Genomic DNA, 14,516 nt, shown 5'->3' with positions numbered 1-14,516 from the left:
CGCACGCGGGTACGCCGGCCACCCGGGCCGGGACGTCCGGGCCGGGATGGCTGAAATGGGGCTGCTGTGACACGGCGGATGCTAGGGAGCGAGGAGGCACCCGGTCAATGGTCTGGACCTCCTCCGCGTTTCCGGACGTCACCGGGCCGGCGACCGGAACGCTGCTGCGGACCCGGCCGCCGACCCGTCGCGGACCCGCCACGGCCGGGCACCGACCCGCCGCCGACCCGCCACGGCCGGGCACCGACCCGGCGCCGACCCGCCACGGCCCGGCGCGCCCCCGTTCGGCCCGCCCGCCGCCGGGCGGACGACGAAGTGGCGCCGGGCCCCCTCCTCGGGGCCCGGCGCCACTTCGGCCGCGGTCGGCTGCCGCGCGGTCAGACGCCCGGCGGCAGGGTCGCGTTGGCCACCGTGTCCTGCGCCATCCGGGTGCGGTAGCGCGGCGCCTGGTCGGCCGCCGGGTGGGTCGTCACGTACTCCGCCCCGATCAGCCGGTAGCGGGGGTTGCCGGCGGCCAGGGCCCGGTGCTGCTGGTCGGCCGTGTCCAGGACGCCCGTCCCGGCGGCGGCCGCCTCCGCGATCAGGAAGTCGGCGTACGGCTCGGCGTGCGCGGACAGTTCGTGGTTGAGGATCTCGACGATCGTCCCCGCGAAGGTGGTGCTGGGGCTGGTGGTCACGTTCACCACGACGGTGAGCGCCGCCCCGGGGTTCGCCGCCAGCCACGTCCGCAGCGATCCGGCCGTCTCGGCCGTCAGGTTGTGCTGCTGGCCGCCCGCCGGGACCCCGATCAGCTGGGTGTCCCCGACCGGCATCCGGCCCCGGGCGCCGCGCACGACGACGTTGGCGCCCGGCACGTTCGCCAGCTTCCCCAGCAGGGTCGCCCCCAGCACCGCGGGCGCCGGCCACAGCCCCCAGGCCGCGTCGGCCGGGGCGGCCGGCCGGTCACAGAGCGTGAGCTGGGCCTGCGCCGCCTGGTAGGCCGGGTCGTTCGCGAACAGACCGACGAATTGCAGTGCCATGGTGTACTCCCCCACCGCAGAGGGCGGGCACCCCCACGCCCGCCCGACCCCCCGACGCCGAGTCCGGCGCGGAACGGCCATCGTTCCACGCGGCCGAGCTGGGCAACAAGTCGCTTGTACATAAAGGAATATGACAGACCGTCAGTGGTCGGCGGCGAGCAGCGCGTCGGCGACGGCGGTGCGGGCGTACAGGACGGTGCGGCCGGTGCGGTGCGCGGTGGCGAGGCCGGCCGCGCGCAGGGCGGTGAGGTTCTGCGAGACGTGGGCCGGGGAGAGGCCGGTGCGGTGGGCGAGTTCGGTGGTGGTGGCGGGGGCGTCGAGTTCGGCCAGCAGGAGGGTGCGGGCCCGGCCCAGGACGGCGGCGAGGGCCTCGGTGGCGGAGCTGGTGCGGGGCTGCCAGAGGCGGCCGACGCCGTGGGCGCGGTAGGCGAGTTGGGGCGGGTCGGGCGGGGCGATCCGGGTGGACAGGCCGGGGCCCTTGAAGGCGGTGGGGATCAGGAGCAGTCCGCCGCCCGTGGTGTGGCGGGCCAGGGTCCGGCTCCGGCGGTCCAGGCGGAGCGCGGTGTCGTCCCAACTGAGCTGGGGGTGCAGGGTGTTGAGGAGCCGTCCGGTGCCGTGCCGGGCGGCCTGCCGGGAGCGGTGCAGGACGTCGGCGTCCAGCAGGGCGCGGATCCGCGGCCAGTACGGGGCGAGGGCCGTCTCCCAGAAGGCGGCGATCTCCCGGAGGAGTGCGGGCAGCCGGGCGGCCGGGTCGGCGTGCAGGGCGCGCGTCCGGGGGCCTGTGCGGCCCTGGTGGTGGCGGAGGTGGTCGAGGTCGGCGCGGACGCGTTCGGCGGGGGTGGCGGCGATCGCCGCGAGTTCCTCCTCCAGGGCGGGGGCGGGGCCGACGGGTGCGGGGTTGAGGAAGTCCGGCACGTACGGGGTGCCGGGCGGGAGCAGTTCGGCGAGCCGGCACCGGTCGAGCGCGGCGGCGGCCACCCGGGGGCGCACCTGGTCGAGCCAGCGCCGGTGGACCGGGTCCGCGGTGCCGGCGGCCAGCAGGCGGTAGCCGGTGGTGAGCTGCCACATCGGGGAGACGGCGAACCGCACCCGCGCCACGTCGCGGGCCGGGAAGGCCAGTTCGGCCAGGACGGCCACCTCCTGCTCTCCGAGGACTGCTCTCCAGGACTGCTCTCCGAGGATTCGCAGATGTCCGAATCAGTGGCCGCCACTGTAGCCGCCGGCCGATCATCGGCGGCATGACCCCAACCCCACAGACGATCACCGCCGCCGCGGCGGGCAGCTGGACGCTGGGCGACCGCGTGGTCCACCGGATCGGCTTCGGCGCGATGCGGCTGGCCCAGACCGGCGCGGCCCTGGTGCCCGGCGCGGTCGCGCGCGACCGCGGGCAGGCGGTCGGCGTGCTGCGCCGGGCCGTCGAGCTCGGCGTGAACCACCTCGACACCGCGGCCTTCTACTTCTCGCCGCTGCGCTCGGCCAACGAACTGATCAACCGGGCGCTGTCGCCCTACCCCGACGACCTGGTGATCGCCACCAAGGTCGGGCAGCCGCGCGACCCGTCGGGGGCGTGGCTGCCGCACGCCCGGCCGGACCAGCTGCGCGGGCTGGTGGAGGAGAACCTGCGCCAGCTCGGCCGCGACCACCTGGACCTGGTGAACCTGCGGGTGGTGGGCGACGGTTCGGTCGCCGAGCGGTTCGGCGCGCTGGCCGAGCTGCGGACGGCCGGGCTGGTCCGGCACCTCGGTCTGTCCAACGTCCAGCCCCACCAGCTGGCCGAGGCGCAGGGCGTCGCGCCGGTGGTGTGCGTGCAGAACATGTACGGCCTCGGGGTCCGGCCCGAGCAGGACGCCCTCGTCGAGCTGTGCCGCGAACAGGGCGTCGCCTTCGTGCCGTTCTACGCGATCGCGGCCGCGGGCCGCCAGTACGGGGCGGGCGCCGAGGAGCACCCGGAGGTGGTCGAGGTCGCCCGGGCGCACGGGGCCTCCCCTGCGCAGGTCCGGATCGCCTGGACGCTGCACCGCGGCCCGCACGTGCTGGCCATCCCCGGCACCGGCGACCCCGCACACCTGGAGGCCAACGTCGCGGCCGGCGGCCTGCGGCTGTCCGCGGCCGAACTCACCCGGCTGGACGCGCTGCACCGGCAGTGACCGCCCTGCCGGGGCCCTGTTGGGACCCTGCCGGAGCCCTGTTGGCAGGATGGGCGCCGTGACGGACGACATCCGGGGGATCTTCGAGCGGGCCGGCTGCGAGGGCGCGCTGTGCGTCCTGCCGCTGGACGACGACGGCGAGTTCGGCTTCGGCGGGTCCGGCTCCGACGGGTCCGGCTTCCGTGAGTCCGGCTTCCGCGCCGACGAGCCGTCGGTTCCGGCCTCGGTGGTCAAGGTGCAGGTGGCCCTGGAGGTGGAGACCTGGTTCGCCGAGGGCCGCCTGGACCCGGGCGAGCGGGTGACGCTGAGCGCCGCCGACCGGACCTTCGGCCCGACCGGGACCTCGCTGTTCGAGGACGACGCGGTGCTCTCCTGGCGGGACATGGTCGTCCTGATGCTCACCATCAGCGACAACCACACCACCAACGTGCTGCTGCGGCGGATCGGCGTCGACGCCGTGAACGCGACCGCCGAACGGCTCGGACTGACCGGCACCGTGCTGGAGTCCGACCTGCGGACCATGCTCGACTCCATCGGCCGGGACCTGGGCCGCACCGGCTGGGCGGACGCGGTGGCCTGGGGGGAGCGGGCGTCGGCGGCCGAGTCGGCCCGGGTCGAGGAACTGCTGCCGACCGCCCGCGCGCTCGACCCGTCCCGGGGGACCCGCACCACCCCGCGCGACATGGCCGAACTGCTGCGGCTGATCTGGACCGACCGGGCCGGACCGGCCGCCGCGTGCGCCCGGGTACGCACCCTGATGGGCCGCCAGCTGACCCGGCACCGGATCGCGAGCGGCTTCCGGCCGCCGGTGCGGGTCGCGGCCAAGAGCGGCGGCCTGCTCGGCGTGGTCCGCAACGAGGTCGGCGTGATCTCCCACCCCGACGGCCGCCGTTACGCCGCCGCCATCTTCACCCGCTCCCGGCCGGGCTCGGACGAGACCGCGATCAACGCCGCCATCGGCGCCGCCACCGCCCTCGGTGCCGATCCCGCGGTGGCCCACGACAACGTCGCCGCCGTCACCGGTCACGTCGACGCGGTCCACGACAACGCCGCGCGGGCCCGCGAAGCCGAACGCTCCGTCCGCTTCAACCCCCTGCACCACCGGCACCGCGACAGCGCCGGGCGCACCGCCCGGGCCGTCACCGCCGTGGACCGCCTCGCCCCGCACCTGGAGACCCTGGCCGGGGAGGTCGCCGCGTTCACCGCCAGGGACGACCTCGCCCCGGTCGTCACCGACGCCCGGCCGCACCTGCGCGCCCTCACCGCCGCCACCGGCCGGGCGATCACCGGCCTCCTGGACACCGGCGGGCCCGGGCCGGCCCTGGCCACCGTCCGCGACGGCCTCGCCGCCTACGCCCGCGCCGACTCCCGCCCCGCCGCGGTGGCCCTGCGCAGGCCCTTCCAGCAGATCCTCCAACTCCTCGACGGCCTCGGCCGGGTCCCGCAGGAACAGGAGCAAGAGCAAGGGCAGGAACAGGAGCAAGAGCAAGGGCAGGGACAGGAGGGCGCATGAGAGCGCCCCGCCGGGGCAGGCGTCGGGTGCGGCGGACGAGGGCCCGGCCAATCCCCCCTTGCGGCCGGGCCCCCGCCGTACGGGGTCGACCCGCGCCCGCCGCGCCGGGCGGTCTCGCGTGCGCGGGGGCGCTACGGGGTGTCGCCCGTCCAGTCCCAGCGGTGCGGGGCGGTGGGGCGGGGTGCGTAGTGCGCGCGGCCTTCGCTGCCGTAGTGGCTGAGACCGGTGACGAGGGCGGCCCCGCGTTCGAGGTCGGCCGGGTCCCGGCCGGTGACGTCCAGGAGGAGGCCGTCCAGGGGGCCGCCCACCAGTTCACGGTACTCACGGCCGGGGCGCGGGCCGGGATCCTCGTGGTCGGCGCCGTAGACCCGGCCGCGCAGCAGTTGCTCGTGGTGCTCGTCCATGGGACACAGCCTGGCACCCCGGGCCGACAAGCGGCGGGGGTGCCGACGGGCTTCCAGTGCCGGTGCCGGGAGGTCGGCGGTCCTCGGCATGCTGCCCGTCGCGGACACCGAAGGGTTCCGGCACGTACCGGCCCTCGGGGCGGGCGGCGACGCAACCGCAGCCGGAGGCCGTCGCCGCACTGCTCTCCGACCGCCCGCCGGAAGCTGACGGCGCTTCACCACCAGGCCCCGCTCCCTCTCGCCGTCCCGGGCGTCCCCGGCTCGCCGACCCCGGAGACCGGCCGCTGGTAGGTTCGGTGCCCGCGGGGACGGCTTGGGTGGCGGAGGGGTGTCGGTGACACTGCAACCGGTGTTCGTGGTGGGCGACGAGGACGTGCACACCCTGGAGGCGGTCGGCTTCGACTCCGAGGAGGAGTTCCAGCGGTTGTTGGCCCGTCATCCGCGCGTCCTGGACTTCGGCTCGCTGGCCGACGGCCGTCCGCTGCGCCTGTCCCTGGTGGCACGGGAGATGGGCGTGGCCACCGGGGAGCACACCGGACCGACGCTGGCGCTGGACCACCTGTTCGTGGACGAGGACGCGGTGCCGACCCTGGTGGAGGTGAAGCGGGCCGGCGACACCCGCATCCGGCGCGAGGTGGTCGGCCAGATGCTCGACTACGCCGCCAACGGCGCCCGTTACTGGCCGGCGGCCCTGCTGCGGAAAACCTTCGAGGACACCTGCGCCACCGACGGCGTCCCGTTGGATCAGGCGTACGAGGCCCTGCTGGGCGAGCGGACCCCGCAGGAGTTCTGGGCCGTGGTGGAGGAGCGGCTGACCGCCGGCCGCATGCGGCTGCTCTTCGTGGCCGACCGGATCCCGGTCGAGCTGCGGGCGGTCGTGGAGTTCCTCAACCGACAACTGCGCCAGACCGACGTGTACGCGGTCGAACTGACCCACTACCGGGGTGCCGGGGCGCTCCGCGTCCTGGTGCCGCGCGTCTACGGCGAGACGGCCGCGGTGCCCGGGAAGTCCTCCTCGACCGCCACCCGCCGGGCTGCCTGGTCCCGCGACGAGATCGAACAGGCAGTCAGCGGCTACCCCCGTGCCCACGAGGCCGCCGCCCGCCACCTCCTGGAGCACGCTTCCCGCCACGGCCGCTGGGAAGGGGGTCGCGGCCAACACCCCAGTGCGTTGGCCGAGTACACGACCGCCGGCCGCAACTGCCGCCTCTGGGCCCTGACTCTCACCCCCCGCAGCGACAAGGCCCGGCTCGACTTCAGCCTGGGCGCGGTCCGGCAGCGCCTCGGCGCGACGGCCGCCGCCGCCCTGACCGCCGACCTGCGCCGACTGCCCACGCTGGCGGGGAGACTCGCGGACGCCGCAGCCCGCGACTACAACCTGTGGCCCAGCCTGCCGCTGGACGAGCTCACCCGCTCCGACACCCTGGACGCGGTACTGGCGGCCCTGGAGCGGCTGCTGGCCGCGACCTCCGCCGACAGCCCTGACCCCGATCCCGATCCCGATCCCGATCCCGATCCCGCCTGACCGTCCGGCCCGGGCGCATGTCGGGCCCGTCAAGGCGTTGTGCGCGGCCGATCCGGGGGTAGCGTCCTGGGCATGGACCTTCCCACCACCGTCGAGCGCGCTCGACGCCTCAAGCAGTTGCACGCCGACCACAAGCCGCTCGTGCTGCCCACCGTCTGGGACGTGTGGTCGGCGCGGACGGCGGCCGGCGCCGGGTTTCCCGCGCTGACGATCGGCAGCCATCCGCTCGCCGAGTCCCGGGGCGCCGAGGACCACGAGGGGCAGACCTTCGAGGAGGTGCTCGCCGCCGTCAGGCCGATCATCGCGGCCGTCGACGTCCCGGTCTCCGTGGACCTGGAGGCCGGGTACGGGCAGCGGCCCGCCGACCTGATCGCCGGCCTGATCGAGGTCGGCGGCGTCGGCCTCAACGTCGAGGACACCGTCCACTCGGACGGCGGGCGGCTGCGCAGCACCGAGGAGCACGCGGAGTACGTCGCCGGGCTGCGCGCGGCGGCCGACGACGCGGGGGTCCCGGTCTGGATCAACGGGCGCACCGACCTCTTCCTGCACGCGCAGGACGCCTCCGCCGTCCTCGACGAGGCGGTCGAACGGCTGCTGGCCCTGGAGCGGGCCGGTGCCGACAGCGTCTACCCGGTGCGCATCCAGGACGACGACGCCCTGCTCACGGCGGTGACCGGCGCCCTCGGCGTCCCCGTCAACTCCACCGCCCACCCCGTCAGGCACGACCTCGACCGCTTCCGCCGCCTCGGCGTCGGCCGGATCACCTACGGCCCGCTGCTCCAGCTCGCGCTGACGGACTCCATGAAGGACATGCTGGGGGCGTGGAAGTCCTAGCGTCCGGGCCGACTCCCCCGCGTCATCGGATCGCCCGAGCCGGCGGCCGGTCAGGAGACCGGCCGGGGGCGGCGGGTGTCGGTGGGTGCCCGTAGGGTGCCCACCGACACCCGAGGCCAGGAGGGCGACGTGGGCTTTGCCGGTGATGTGGCGGTACCGGTGTCGGACGGGTGGGCGGAGTGGCTCGCCCACGCGGACGCGCTCGCCGCGGTGGGCGATCCGCGCGGGGAGGCGATCCGCGCGGGGAGGCGATCCGGCGGGAGCACCGCAGCGGCGGGGAGTCGGCGGAGACGGTCGCGGCGTACGGGCGGGTGGAGCGGGAGTGCGGGCTCGACCTGCTCCGGGCGGACGGGTCCTGGCGGTTCACCTGGTCCCGGGGGTTCGTCGACAAGGCCGTTTTCCGGCTCGCGCCGGACCCGGGGCGGCGGCGCCGGGTGCTGGCGGAGCGGCTGTTGACGGAGCGGCTGCTGGCGGAGCGGCTGTTGACGGAGCGGCTGTTGACGGAGCGGTCGCCGACCGGGCCGTTCGGGGGCGGGGAGGTCGACCCGGCCGATCCCGAGCAGTGGGAGGGGGTGCTGGTCGACGCCCTGCTGTCCCATCCGGCGGCCCGGCTGCTGCGCGGTCCGGAGCTGCACCTCACCGACTACCACCACTCCGCCGAGCGGGCCGCGGTCGCGCTGGGGCGGCGGCGGTGGCCCCGGTTGGCGTCCCTGTCCTTCGGCCACGGGTTCGACACGCTGCTGGAGTCGCACACGACCTCGGCGGGGAACTCCGTCGTCCCCGAGGCGTACCTGAACGCCGCGGTGGTCCCCGAGGCGGTGGCGCGGGCGCTGTGGGGGTCGCTGCCCGCGCTGCGCTCGCTGGAGCTGGAGGGCGCGTTCCTGTTCGACGACGTGGAGCACGACGGCCTGGCGCACCTGCGGGTGCGGGGGTCCGTCTTCGCGGACGGTTCCCTGTTCCCCTCCGCGACGCCCGCCCTCGTCTCACTGGAGGTGGAGATCGACTGCGACGTCCACGGCACGATGGGGACGAACGCCCAACTGGCGGAGCCGGCCCCGGCCCGGTACCCCCGGCTGCGGAGCCTCGACCTGGGCGGGGCGCACTTCGAGCCCGAGGAGGCCGGTGATTTCGTCCTCCTCGCGGAGCACCCGTTGCTCGCCCAACTCGAGCACCTGGACATCAGGGAACTGGTGATCGGAGCCGCGGACGCGGACGGGGACCTCGATCCGCCGGCCCTCCTCGCCGCGCTGGCCCCCCGGTTCGCCCACCTGGAGCTGCGCGTGGCGGGCGACGTCGACGTCGAGGGTGCCGACGACGAGGAGGTCGCGCGGATGCTCCCCGCTCTCGGTACCGTCCCGGCGCCCTGACCCGGCCCGTCCCGGCTCGGGGTCCGGACCGGGGTCCGGACCGGGCGGTGGGGCGGGGCGGTCAGCCGACCTGCTGGCGGGGCCCGGGGCGGGTGCGGGCGGTGGTGGGGCCGTCCGCGGGGCGGGTGGTGCCGGGGCCGGCGGGGAGGGTGAGGGCGAAGAGCGCGGCGACGAGGGCGACGGCCGCCAGGACGGAGTAGCTGAGCTGGTAGGCGGCCAGCGGCGGGTGGGCGCGCTGCGAGCCGCTCGCGCCGAGGACCAGGACCGAGGTGACGACGGCGGGGGCCAGGGCGCTGCCGGTCTGCCGGACGACGGTGTTGAGGGTGGCGGCGTGGGCGACGTCGGCGCGGGCGATGGTGCTGAAGGAGGCGATGGTGGTGGGGATGAAGACCGCGCCCATGGCCAGGCCGAGCAGGAACATGTAGCCGCGGAAGGCCCACAGGCCGGTGTCGGCGTCGGCGGTGGCGAACAGCAGCATCACGCCGGCGACGCCCAGCAGGCCGGTGCCGATGATCGGGCGCGGTCCGATCCGGTGGTAGACCGCGCCGACCACCTGCATCGTCACCAGGACGCCGAACGCCTCGGTGAAGGTGGTGCTGCCGCTCTCCAGCGCCGTGCCGCCGCGGGCCTCCTGGATGAAGATCGGGCCGAGGAACATGGCGCCCATCATCGGCACGTAGCCGACCAGGCTGGCCAGGTTGGTGTCGCGGAACAGCCGGTCGCGGAACAGCCGCAGCCGCAGGATCGGCTCGGGCGTGCGGAGTTGGTGCCGGACGGCGACCGCGAGCAGGACCGCGCCGGCAGCCAGGGTGCCGAGCACCTGCGGCCGGGTCCAGCCGAGGTCGGGGCCCGCGCAGACGCCGTACATCAGGGCGGCCGTGCCCGCGCCGCACAGCAGCAGGCCGGGCAGGTCGAGGCGGCCGGCGGCGTGGTCCCGGTGCTCGGCCAGGAAGAGCGCGCCGAACAGGACCGCCGCGGCGCCGAAGGGCACGTTGACGTAGAACACCCAGCGCCAGGACAGGCCGGTGATCAGCAGGCCGCCCAGCAGCGGGGCGATCGCCGGGGCGATCTGCTGCGGGATGACCATCAGCCGGGACAGCCTGACCTGCTCGGTCTGGCTGAAGGTGCGGAAGAGCAGGGCCTGCGAGGTCGGCATGAGCAGACCGGCGGCCAGGCCCTGCAGGGCGCGGGCGCCGACCAGGGCGGTCAGGTTCGGGGCGGCGCCGCACAGGCCGCTGGCGGCGGTGAAGGCGGACAGCGACAGCAGCATCAGGCGGCGGCCGCCGTGGCGTTCCACCAGCCAGGCGGAGGCGGGGATCATCATGCCCAGGCAGACGGGGTAGACCACGACGACGCCGGTGAGGGCGGCCGGGGTCAGGTCGAACTGCCGGGCGATGCTGGGGAGGGCGACGGTGGTGATCGCCCCGTCGACGATGCAGATGAAGGTGGTCAGGACAGCCATGATGGGCACGACACGGCGCTGGCCCAGGCGGGTGCTCATAGAAGCTGAGCATACTCAGTATGAGTATGCTCATGAAGTCCGAGGGCCCGGCGGGAACGCACCGGATTCCGCAGCGGAACCGGACGAGGATGGGGAGCACACGGCATGGCAGCGGAAGCGAAGGCGCGGCACCGGTTCGGCAGCAGCGACGTCCTGATCGACGAACTGTTCGCCACCACCCAGCAGTTGCGCACCTTCGTGGACGGCCGGCTGCGCGAGCACGGCGCCTCGGTGGCCCGGCTGCGGACCCTGCGCGTCCTGGCCCTGGCGGGCGGCCCGCTGCGCATGCGCGACCTCGCCGAGTACGTGGGCAACGCCCCCCGCACGACCACCACGATCGTCGACAGCCTCGAACGCGACGGCCTGGTCGAACGCGTCCGGCACCCCTCCGACCGGCGCGCGTTCCTGCTGACCCTCACCCCGGAGGGCGTGCGCCGCCACCGCGAGGCCGAGGAACTCGACCGCGCCGCCCTCGCCGCGGCCACCGGCGCCCTCGGCGCCGCCGAACGCGAGCAGCTGCGCACCCTGCTCGGCCGCATCCGCACCGCCGTCGCCGACAGCCGCAGCGGCGACGGCGGCAGCGACGACGACGGCGGCAACAGCGACGACGCCCACGACACCGACGGGTGAAAGTCCGCCCGCAGGGGTCAGGTTGACCGCCCTTCACGCCGAAAGGGTTCGTGAACAGAAGGAGGGGGTCGTCGTGCGCTACGTCCTGCTGGGTCTCGGACTCGCCTGCCCCGTGGTGGCCCTGGCCGTCTTCCTCGCCGCGGCCCGGGCGGGCCGCCGCAGCGACGAGGACGAATCGGGCTGAGCCCAGGGCCCCGGAGCCGAGCGGGCCGGGGTCGAGCTGGCCGGGGTCGGGCAGGACGCGGCCGGGCGGACCGGGGCCGGGCGGGCCGGGGGCTCAGCGGGTGGTGGCGAGGGCCTCGGCGATGGTGGTGGAGAGCGGGGTGGTGGGGCGGCCGATCAGGCGGGAGAGGTCGCCGCTGCCGCCGGCCAGCAGGCCGCGGGAGATGCCGGAGACGTCGACGTCGACCAGGATCTCGGCCAGCTGCGGGGGCAGGCCCGCGCCGGTGAGCACGCCGAGGTTGGCCTCGGCCGGCAGCTCGTGGTGGGCGACCTGGCGGCCGCTCTGCCGGGAGAGTTCGGCGGCGTACTCCTCCAGCGTCCAGGCGGTGTCGCCGCTGAGCTCGTAGACCCGGTTCTCGTGGCCCTCGCCGGTCAGCACCTCGGCCGCGGCGGCGGCGTAGTCGGCGCGGGACGCCGAGCCGATCCGGCCGCCGGCGGTGCTGCCGGCCACGCCGTGCTCCAGCTGGACCGGGATCAGCGCGGTGTAGTTCTCGGTGTACCAGCCGTTGCGCAGGAAGGTGTACGGCAGGCCGGAGTCGAGGATCAGCTGCTCGGTGGCCTTGTGCTCGTCCGCGAGCCGGAAGTCGGCGTCCGGGCCGCCGAGCACCCCGGTGTAGACCAGGCGGGCGGCCCCGGCGGCCTTCGCGGCCTCGATCACGACGGTGTGCTGGGCGACCCGGCGGCCGACCTCGCTGCCGGAGACCAGCAGCACGGTGTCGCCGGGGCGGATCGCCGCGGCCACCGTCTCGGGCCGGTCGTAGTCGGCGACCCGCAGTTCGACGCCGCGGGCGGCCAGGTCGGCGGCCCGGCCCTCGTCGCGGACGGCGGCGACGACCTCGGTGGCCGGGACGCGGGCCAGCAGGGCGTCGATGACGAGACGGCCCAGCTGACCGGTGGCGCCGGTGACGACGATGCTCATGGTGATGCAACTCCTGAGGTGGGACAACGCTTGGAGACCCACCCTAGGAAAGTCACTAACCATTCGGAAGTACCCACTTTCAGGTAAGGTACTTCCATGAACACCAGGGTGAAGGAACTGACCGGCGGGATCCCGGTGGACGTCAACTCGGTCTGCTGTCCCTCGCGCGGCATCCTGGAGCACGTCACCAGCCGCTGGGCGGTGCTGGTGCTGGCCGTCCTGCTGGACGGCACCCACCGGTTCAGCGAACTGCGCCGCGCGGTGGGCGGGGTGAGCGAGAAGATGCTCGCCCAGACCCTGCAGACGCTGGAGCAGGACGGCCTGGTCCACCGGGAGGCGTACCCCGTCATCCCGCCACGGGTCGACTACTCGCTGACCCCGCTCGGCGAGGAGGCCGCCCGGCACGTCTGGACACTGGCCCGCTGGGCCGAGACCCGCACCCCCGAGGTCCTGGCGGCCCGGGCCGCCCACGCCGAACGACCGACGCGGGACGGCAGGGCGAAGGGCGGCAGAGCGGAAGCCGCCGGGGCGAAGGGCACAGGAACGAAGGGCGCAGAGGTGAAGGTCGCCGCGGCGAAGGGCGTCTAGCCGGAGCGGCGGGCGGCGGCGACCGCGCCCGGGGTGGTCACTCCCCCGGGGTGGTGTGCAGGAAGTGGTGGAGCGAGGCGGCCATCGCGGTGACGAACGCCTCGCGCTGCGGCGGTGGGGCGACGTCCAGCGAGAGGTAGGGGTTGAGGTCCTCCAGTTCGACCAGCAGGAGTTCGCCGGTGGCGGTGCGGCAGGCGTCGACGCGCTGGATGCCGTGGTCGAGGGTGTTCCAGGCGATGAACCGGCGGGCGAAGTCCAGGTCGTCCGCAGTGGGGTGGTAGGGCGTCAGCTCCCAGCGGCGGGACGGGTCGGGGGCGTGCAGGGCGTACTGGAAGGCGTCGTCGACGAAGTAGAACGAGACCTCGTAGCGGAAGTCGACCAGCGGCTGGACGAGCATGCCGTCCCAGGAGGGGACCGGGCCGGGGGCGCGGTCGGTCAGTTGGGCGCGGTCGACCACGGAGAGGCCGATCGAGTCGGCGCCGGCCTTGGGCTTGACCACGTAGCGCTCGGCCGGGGGCAGCAGGTGGAGGTCGGCGGAACGGTCGACGGTGGGGATCACCGGGTGGCCGGCCGCGGTGAGGTCGAGCAGGTAGTCCTTGCCGGCCATGTCGCCGCGGCCGGTCAGCGGGTTGTAGACCCGGGTGCCGCGTTCGGCGGCCCGGCGGCGGAAGGCGTCGAACTGCTCGCGGTAGTGCAGCACCGGCCCGCTGTTGCGGATGACGACCGCGTCGAAGCCGTCCATCAGGGCGGCGGCGTCGCGCGGGTGGCACAGCGCCAGGTCGAACTCCTCGCGCAGCCGCGCGGTCAGGAGGATGTCCTCGTCGCAGTACCGGCGTCCCTGGGCCGGGTACGCGAGGTCGGTGACGAACAGGATTCCGGAACGCTCACGCACGCTGCCGTCCTCTCCCGGTGGGCGGAGCGGTCACTCTACGCGGCCCCGGACGGGCGGCGGCAGGAGGGTCCGCCCCGGGAGCGGGGCCCGGGCGGCCCCGGGGTGGCTCCGGGGAAGCGGCCGGGAAACCGGGGGACATCGGGGGACACGGGGCGACACCGGAGGACACGGGCGGCCCCGGGGCGTACGACGGGCGCACGGGAGCACGGCGGGGGCCGGAAGGGCGCAGGGGATCACGGGGAGAGCACCGGGAGCCGAGGGGAACGGATCGTTCCATATCGGTACATGCGGGGGTGCAGCGGGCAGGTCGCGACCGCATGTGCGCCGGTCCGGGCGGTTCGGCATATGACCGGGGCCTTTTCTAATTCGCTCACTTGAATGATTACGGACCGGTAACGTGGCGATCACCGGGAGCGGCCTCGACAGATCCAATGACGTGATAGGAATAGATATGTTTTTCGGGGGCAGTCGTGCCCCGGCGCATCACATCCATGACATACGCGCTGGGTTGTGCGCCGGGTTGTGCGCCGGGCGGTTTTCGGGGGTTCCGCACCGGAGTGCCGTCGCTCCCGGACCGCAGGACGCTCGAAACGCGGAACGGCGACCGAGACAAGGCGATACAAGGGGTGGGCAACGTGAGCAATCCTTTCGATGACGAATCCGGGCGCTTCGTCGTGCTGGTGAACGCGGAGGCGCAGTACTCGCTCTGGCCCGCGCACATCGAGGTCCCGGGCGGCTGGGACCAGGTGGGCGCCGAGGGGTCGCGGGAGGAGTGCGTGGCGCGGATCGACCGCCTGTGGACCGACATGCGCCCGGCCGGCCTGGTCGCGGCCATGGAGTCCGACACCGACTGACCCGCGGTCCGGCCGTCCGGGCGGTCCGGCCGTCCGATTCGATCATCTTGATCTGATCATCTTATTTACGGGATTTCCGCTCCGGGCCCGGCGGCGCCTTC

Annotated in this window: 14 protein-coding genes; 8 read left to right on the top strand and 6 right to left on the bottom strand. The window is 74.7% G+C overall.

What is annotated here, in order from left to right:
* Nucleotides 1–377: 377 nt before the first annotated feature.
* Nucleotides 378–1,019, bottom strand: a complete 642-nt coding sequence (locus ACIP60_RS35610) for a hypothetical protein (protein WP_400692928.1) — start codon at nt 1,017–1,019, stop codon at nt 378–380.
* Nucleotides 1,020–1,160: 141 nt separating this feature from the next.
* Nucleotides 1,161–2,156, bottom strand: coding sequence for a DUF5937 family protein (locus ACIP60_RS35605; protein ID WP_400692926.1), 996 nt, complete (start codon nt 2,154–2,156; stop codon nt 1,161–1,163).
* A 101-nt stretch (nt 2,157–2,257) separates the two neighbouring features.
* Between ACIP60_RS35605 and ACIP60_RS35600 the strand changes: the two genes are divergently transcribed.
* Together ACIP60_RS35600 and ACIP60_RS35595 are read left to right on the top strand one after the other, a co-directional pair.
* Nucleotides 2,258–3,166 (top strand): oxidoreductase, encoded by a 909-nt coding sequence (locus tag ACIP60_RS35600; protein WP_400692923.1) that lies wholly within the window; start codon nt 2,258–2,260, stop codon nt 3,164–3,166.
* A gap of 58 nt (nt 3,167–3,224) precedes the next feature.
* On the top strand, nt 3,225–4,679 hold the full coding sequence (locus ACIP60_RS35595) for a serine hydrolase (protein ID WP_400692920.1): 1,455 nt from the start codon (nt 3,225–3,227) through the stop codon (nt 4,677–4,679).
* A 131-nt stretch (nt 4,680–4,810) separates the two neighbouring features.
* On the opposite strand, the gene ACIP60_RS35590 is transcribed toward ACIP60_RS35595, so the two are convergent.
* Nucleotides 4,811–5,083, bottom strand: a complete 273-nt coding sequence (locus tag ACIP60_RS35590; RefSeq protein ID WP_400692917.1) for a hypothetical protein — start codon at nt 5,081–5,083, stop codon at nt 4,811–4,813.
* 334 nt (nt 5,084–5,417) lie between these two features.
* Here ACIP60_RS35590 and ACIP60_RS35585 point away from each other — a divergent pair, with 334 nt between their 5' ends.
* The 3 genes from ACIP60_RS35585 to ACIP60_RS35575 all read left to right on the top strand — a co-directional run bounded on the left by ACIP60_RS35585 (nt 5,418) and on the right by ACIP60_RS35575 (nt 8,809).
* Nucleotides 5,418–6,608, top strand: a complete 1,191-nt coding sequence (locus ACIP60_RS35585; RefSeq protein WP_400692915.1) for a hypothetical protein — start codon at nt 5,418–5,420, stop codon at nt 6,606–6,608.
* A 72-nt stretch (nt 6,609–6,680) separates the two neighbouring features.
* A complete protein-coding gene (locus ACIP60_RS35580) occupies nt 6,681–7,442 on the top strand; it encodes an isocitrate lyase/phosphoenolpyruvate mutase family protein (RefSeq protein ID WP_400692912.1) in 762 nt (253 codons plus the stop codon).
* Nucleotides 7,443–7,753: 311 nt separating this feature from the next.
* Nucleotides 7,754–8,809, top strand: coding sequence for a hypothetical protein (locus ACIP60_RS35575; RefSeq protein ID WP_400692909.1), 1,056 nt, complete (start codon nt 7,754–7,756; stop codon nt 8,807–8,809).
* Nucleotides 8,810–8,870: 61 nt separating this feature from the next.
* On the opposite strand, the gene ACIP60_RS35570 is transcribed toward ACIP60_RS35575, so the two are convergent.
* Nucleotides 8,871–10,310, bottom strand: coding sequence for a DHA2 family efflux MFS transporter permease subunit (locus ACIP60_RS35570; protein ID WP_400692907.1), 1,440 nt, complete (start codon nt 10,308–10,310; stop codon nt 8,871–8,873).
* Nucleotides 10,311–10,415: 105 nt separating this feature from the next.
* Here ACIP60_RS35570 and ACIP60_RS35565 point away from each other — a divergent pair, with 105 nt between their 5' ends.
* Nucleotides 10,416–10,940 carry a MarR family winged helix-turn-helix transcriptional regulator gene (locus tag ACIP60_RS35565; protein WP_400692904.1) on the top strand — a complete coding sequence of 175 codons (525 nt, stop codon included), beginning with the start codon at nt 10,416–10,418 and terminating at the stop codon, nt 10,938–10,940.
* A 277-nt stretch (nt 10,941–11,217) separates the two neighbouring features.
* On the opposite strand, the gene ACIP60_RS35560 is transcribed toward ACIP60_RS35565, so the two are convergent.
* Nucleotides 11,218–12,081 carry an NAD(P)H-binding protein gene (locus ACIP60_RS35560; protein ID WP_400692901.1) on the bottom strand — a complete coding sequence of 288 codons (864 nt, stop codon included), beginning with the start codon at nt 12,079–12,081 and terminating at the stop codon, nt 11,218–11,220.
* A gap of 96 nt (nt 12,082–12,177) precedes the next feature.
* Between ACIP60_RS35560 and ACIP60_RS35555 the strand changes: the two genes are divergently transcribed.
* Complete coding sequence (locus ACIP60_RS35555) at nt 12,178–12,669, top strand: winged helix-turn-helix transcriptional regulator (RefSeq protein WP_400692898.1); 492 nt, start codon at nt 12,178–12,180, stop codon at nt 12,667–12,669.
* A 37-nt stretch (nt 12,670–12,706) separates the two neighbouring features.
* Here ACIP60_RS35555 and ACIP60_RS35550 read toward each other — a convergent pair whose 3' ends face one another.
* Nucleotides 12,707–13,561: a hypothetical protein gene (locus ACIP60_RS35550; RefSeq protein WP_400692895.1), complete on the bottom strand. Its 855-nt coding sequence runs from the start codon at nt 13,559–13,561 to the stop codon at nt 12,707–12,709.
* 635 nt (nt 13,562–14,196) lie between these two features.
* On the opposite strand from ACIP60_RS35550, the gene ACIP60_RS35545 reads away from it, so the two are divergent.
* On the top strand, nt 14,197–14,415 hold the full coding sequence (locus ACIP60_RS35545) for an MbtH family protein (RefSeq protein ID WP_100840487.1): 219 nt from the start codon (nt 14,197–14,199) through the stop codon (nt 14,413–14,415).
* The last annotated feature ends 101 nt before the right edge of the window (nt 14,416–14,516 follow it).

This window comes from Kitasatospora sp. NPDC088783 (assembly GCF_044750705.1).
Lineage (GTDB): Bacteria > Actinomycetota > Actinomycetes > Streptomycetales > Streptomycetaceae > Kitasatospora > Kitasatospora fiedleri.
Note: the sequence above shows the minus strand (reverse complement) of the source record. Positions and strands in the feature narration are given on the sequence as shown.

Bases quoted from the DNA above. Each gene is read 5' to 3' on its own strand.
- ACIP60_RS35610 (WP_400692928.1), bottom strand. From the start codon at position 1,019: ATGGCACTGCAATTCGTCGGTCTGTTCGCGAACGACCCGGCCTACCAG.
- ACIP60_RS35600 (WP_400692923.1), top strand. From the start codon at position 2,258: ATGACCCCAACCCCACAGACGATCACCGCCGCCGCGGCGGGCAGCTGG.
- ACIP60_RS35590 (WP_400692917.1), bottom strand. From the start codon at position 5,083: ATGGACGAGCACCACGAGCAACTGCTGCGCGGCCGGGTCTACGGCGCC.
- ACIP60_RS35580 (WP_400692912.1), top strand. From the start codon at position 6,681: ATGGACCTTCCCACCACCGTCGAGCGCGCTCGACGCCTCAAGCAGTTG.
- ACIP60_RS35570 (WP_400692907.1), bottom strand. From the start codon at position 10,310: ATGAGCACCCGCCTGGGCCAGCGCCGTGTCGTGCCCATCATGGCTGTC.
- ACIP60_RS35565 (WP_400692904.1), top strand. From the start codon at position 10,416: ATGGCAGCGGAAGCGAAGGCGCGGCACCGGTTCGGCAGCAGCGACGTC.
- ACIP60_RS35560 (WP_400692901.1), bottom strand. From the start codon at position 12,081: ATGAGCATCGTCGTCACCGGCGCCACCGGTCAGCTGGGCCGTCTCGTC.
- ACIP60_RS35555 (WP_400692898.1), top strand. From the start codon at position 12,178: ATGAACACCAGGGTGAAGGAACTGACCGGCGGGATCCCGGTGGACGTC.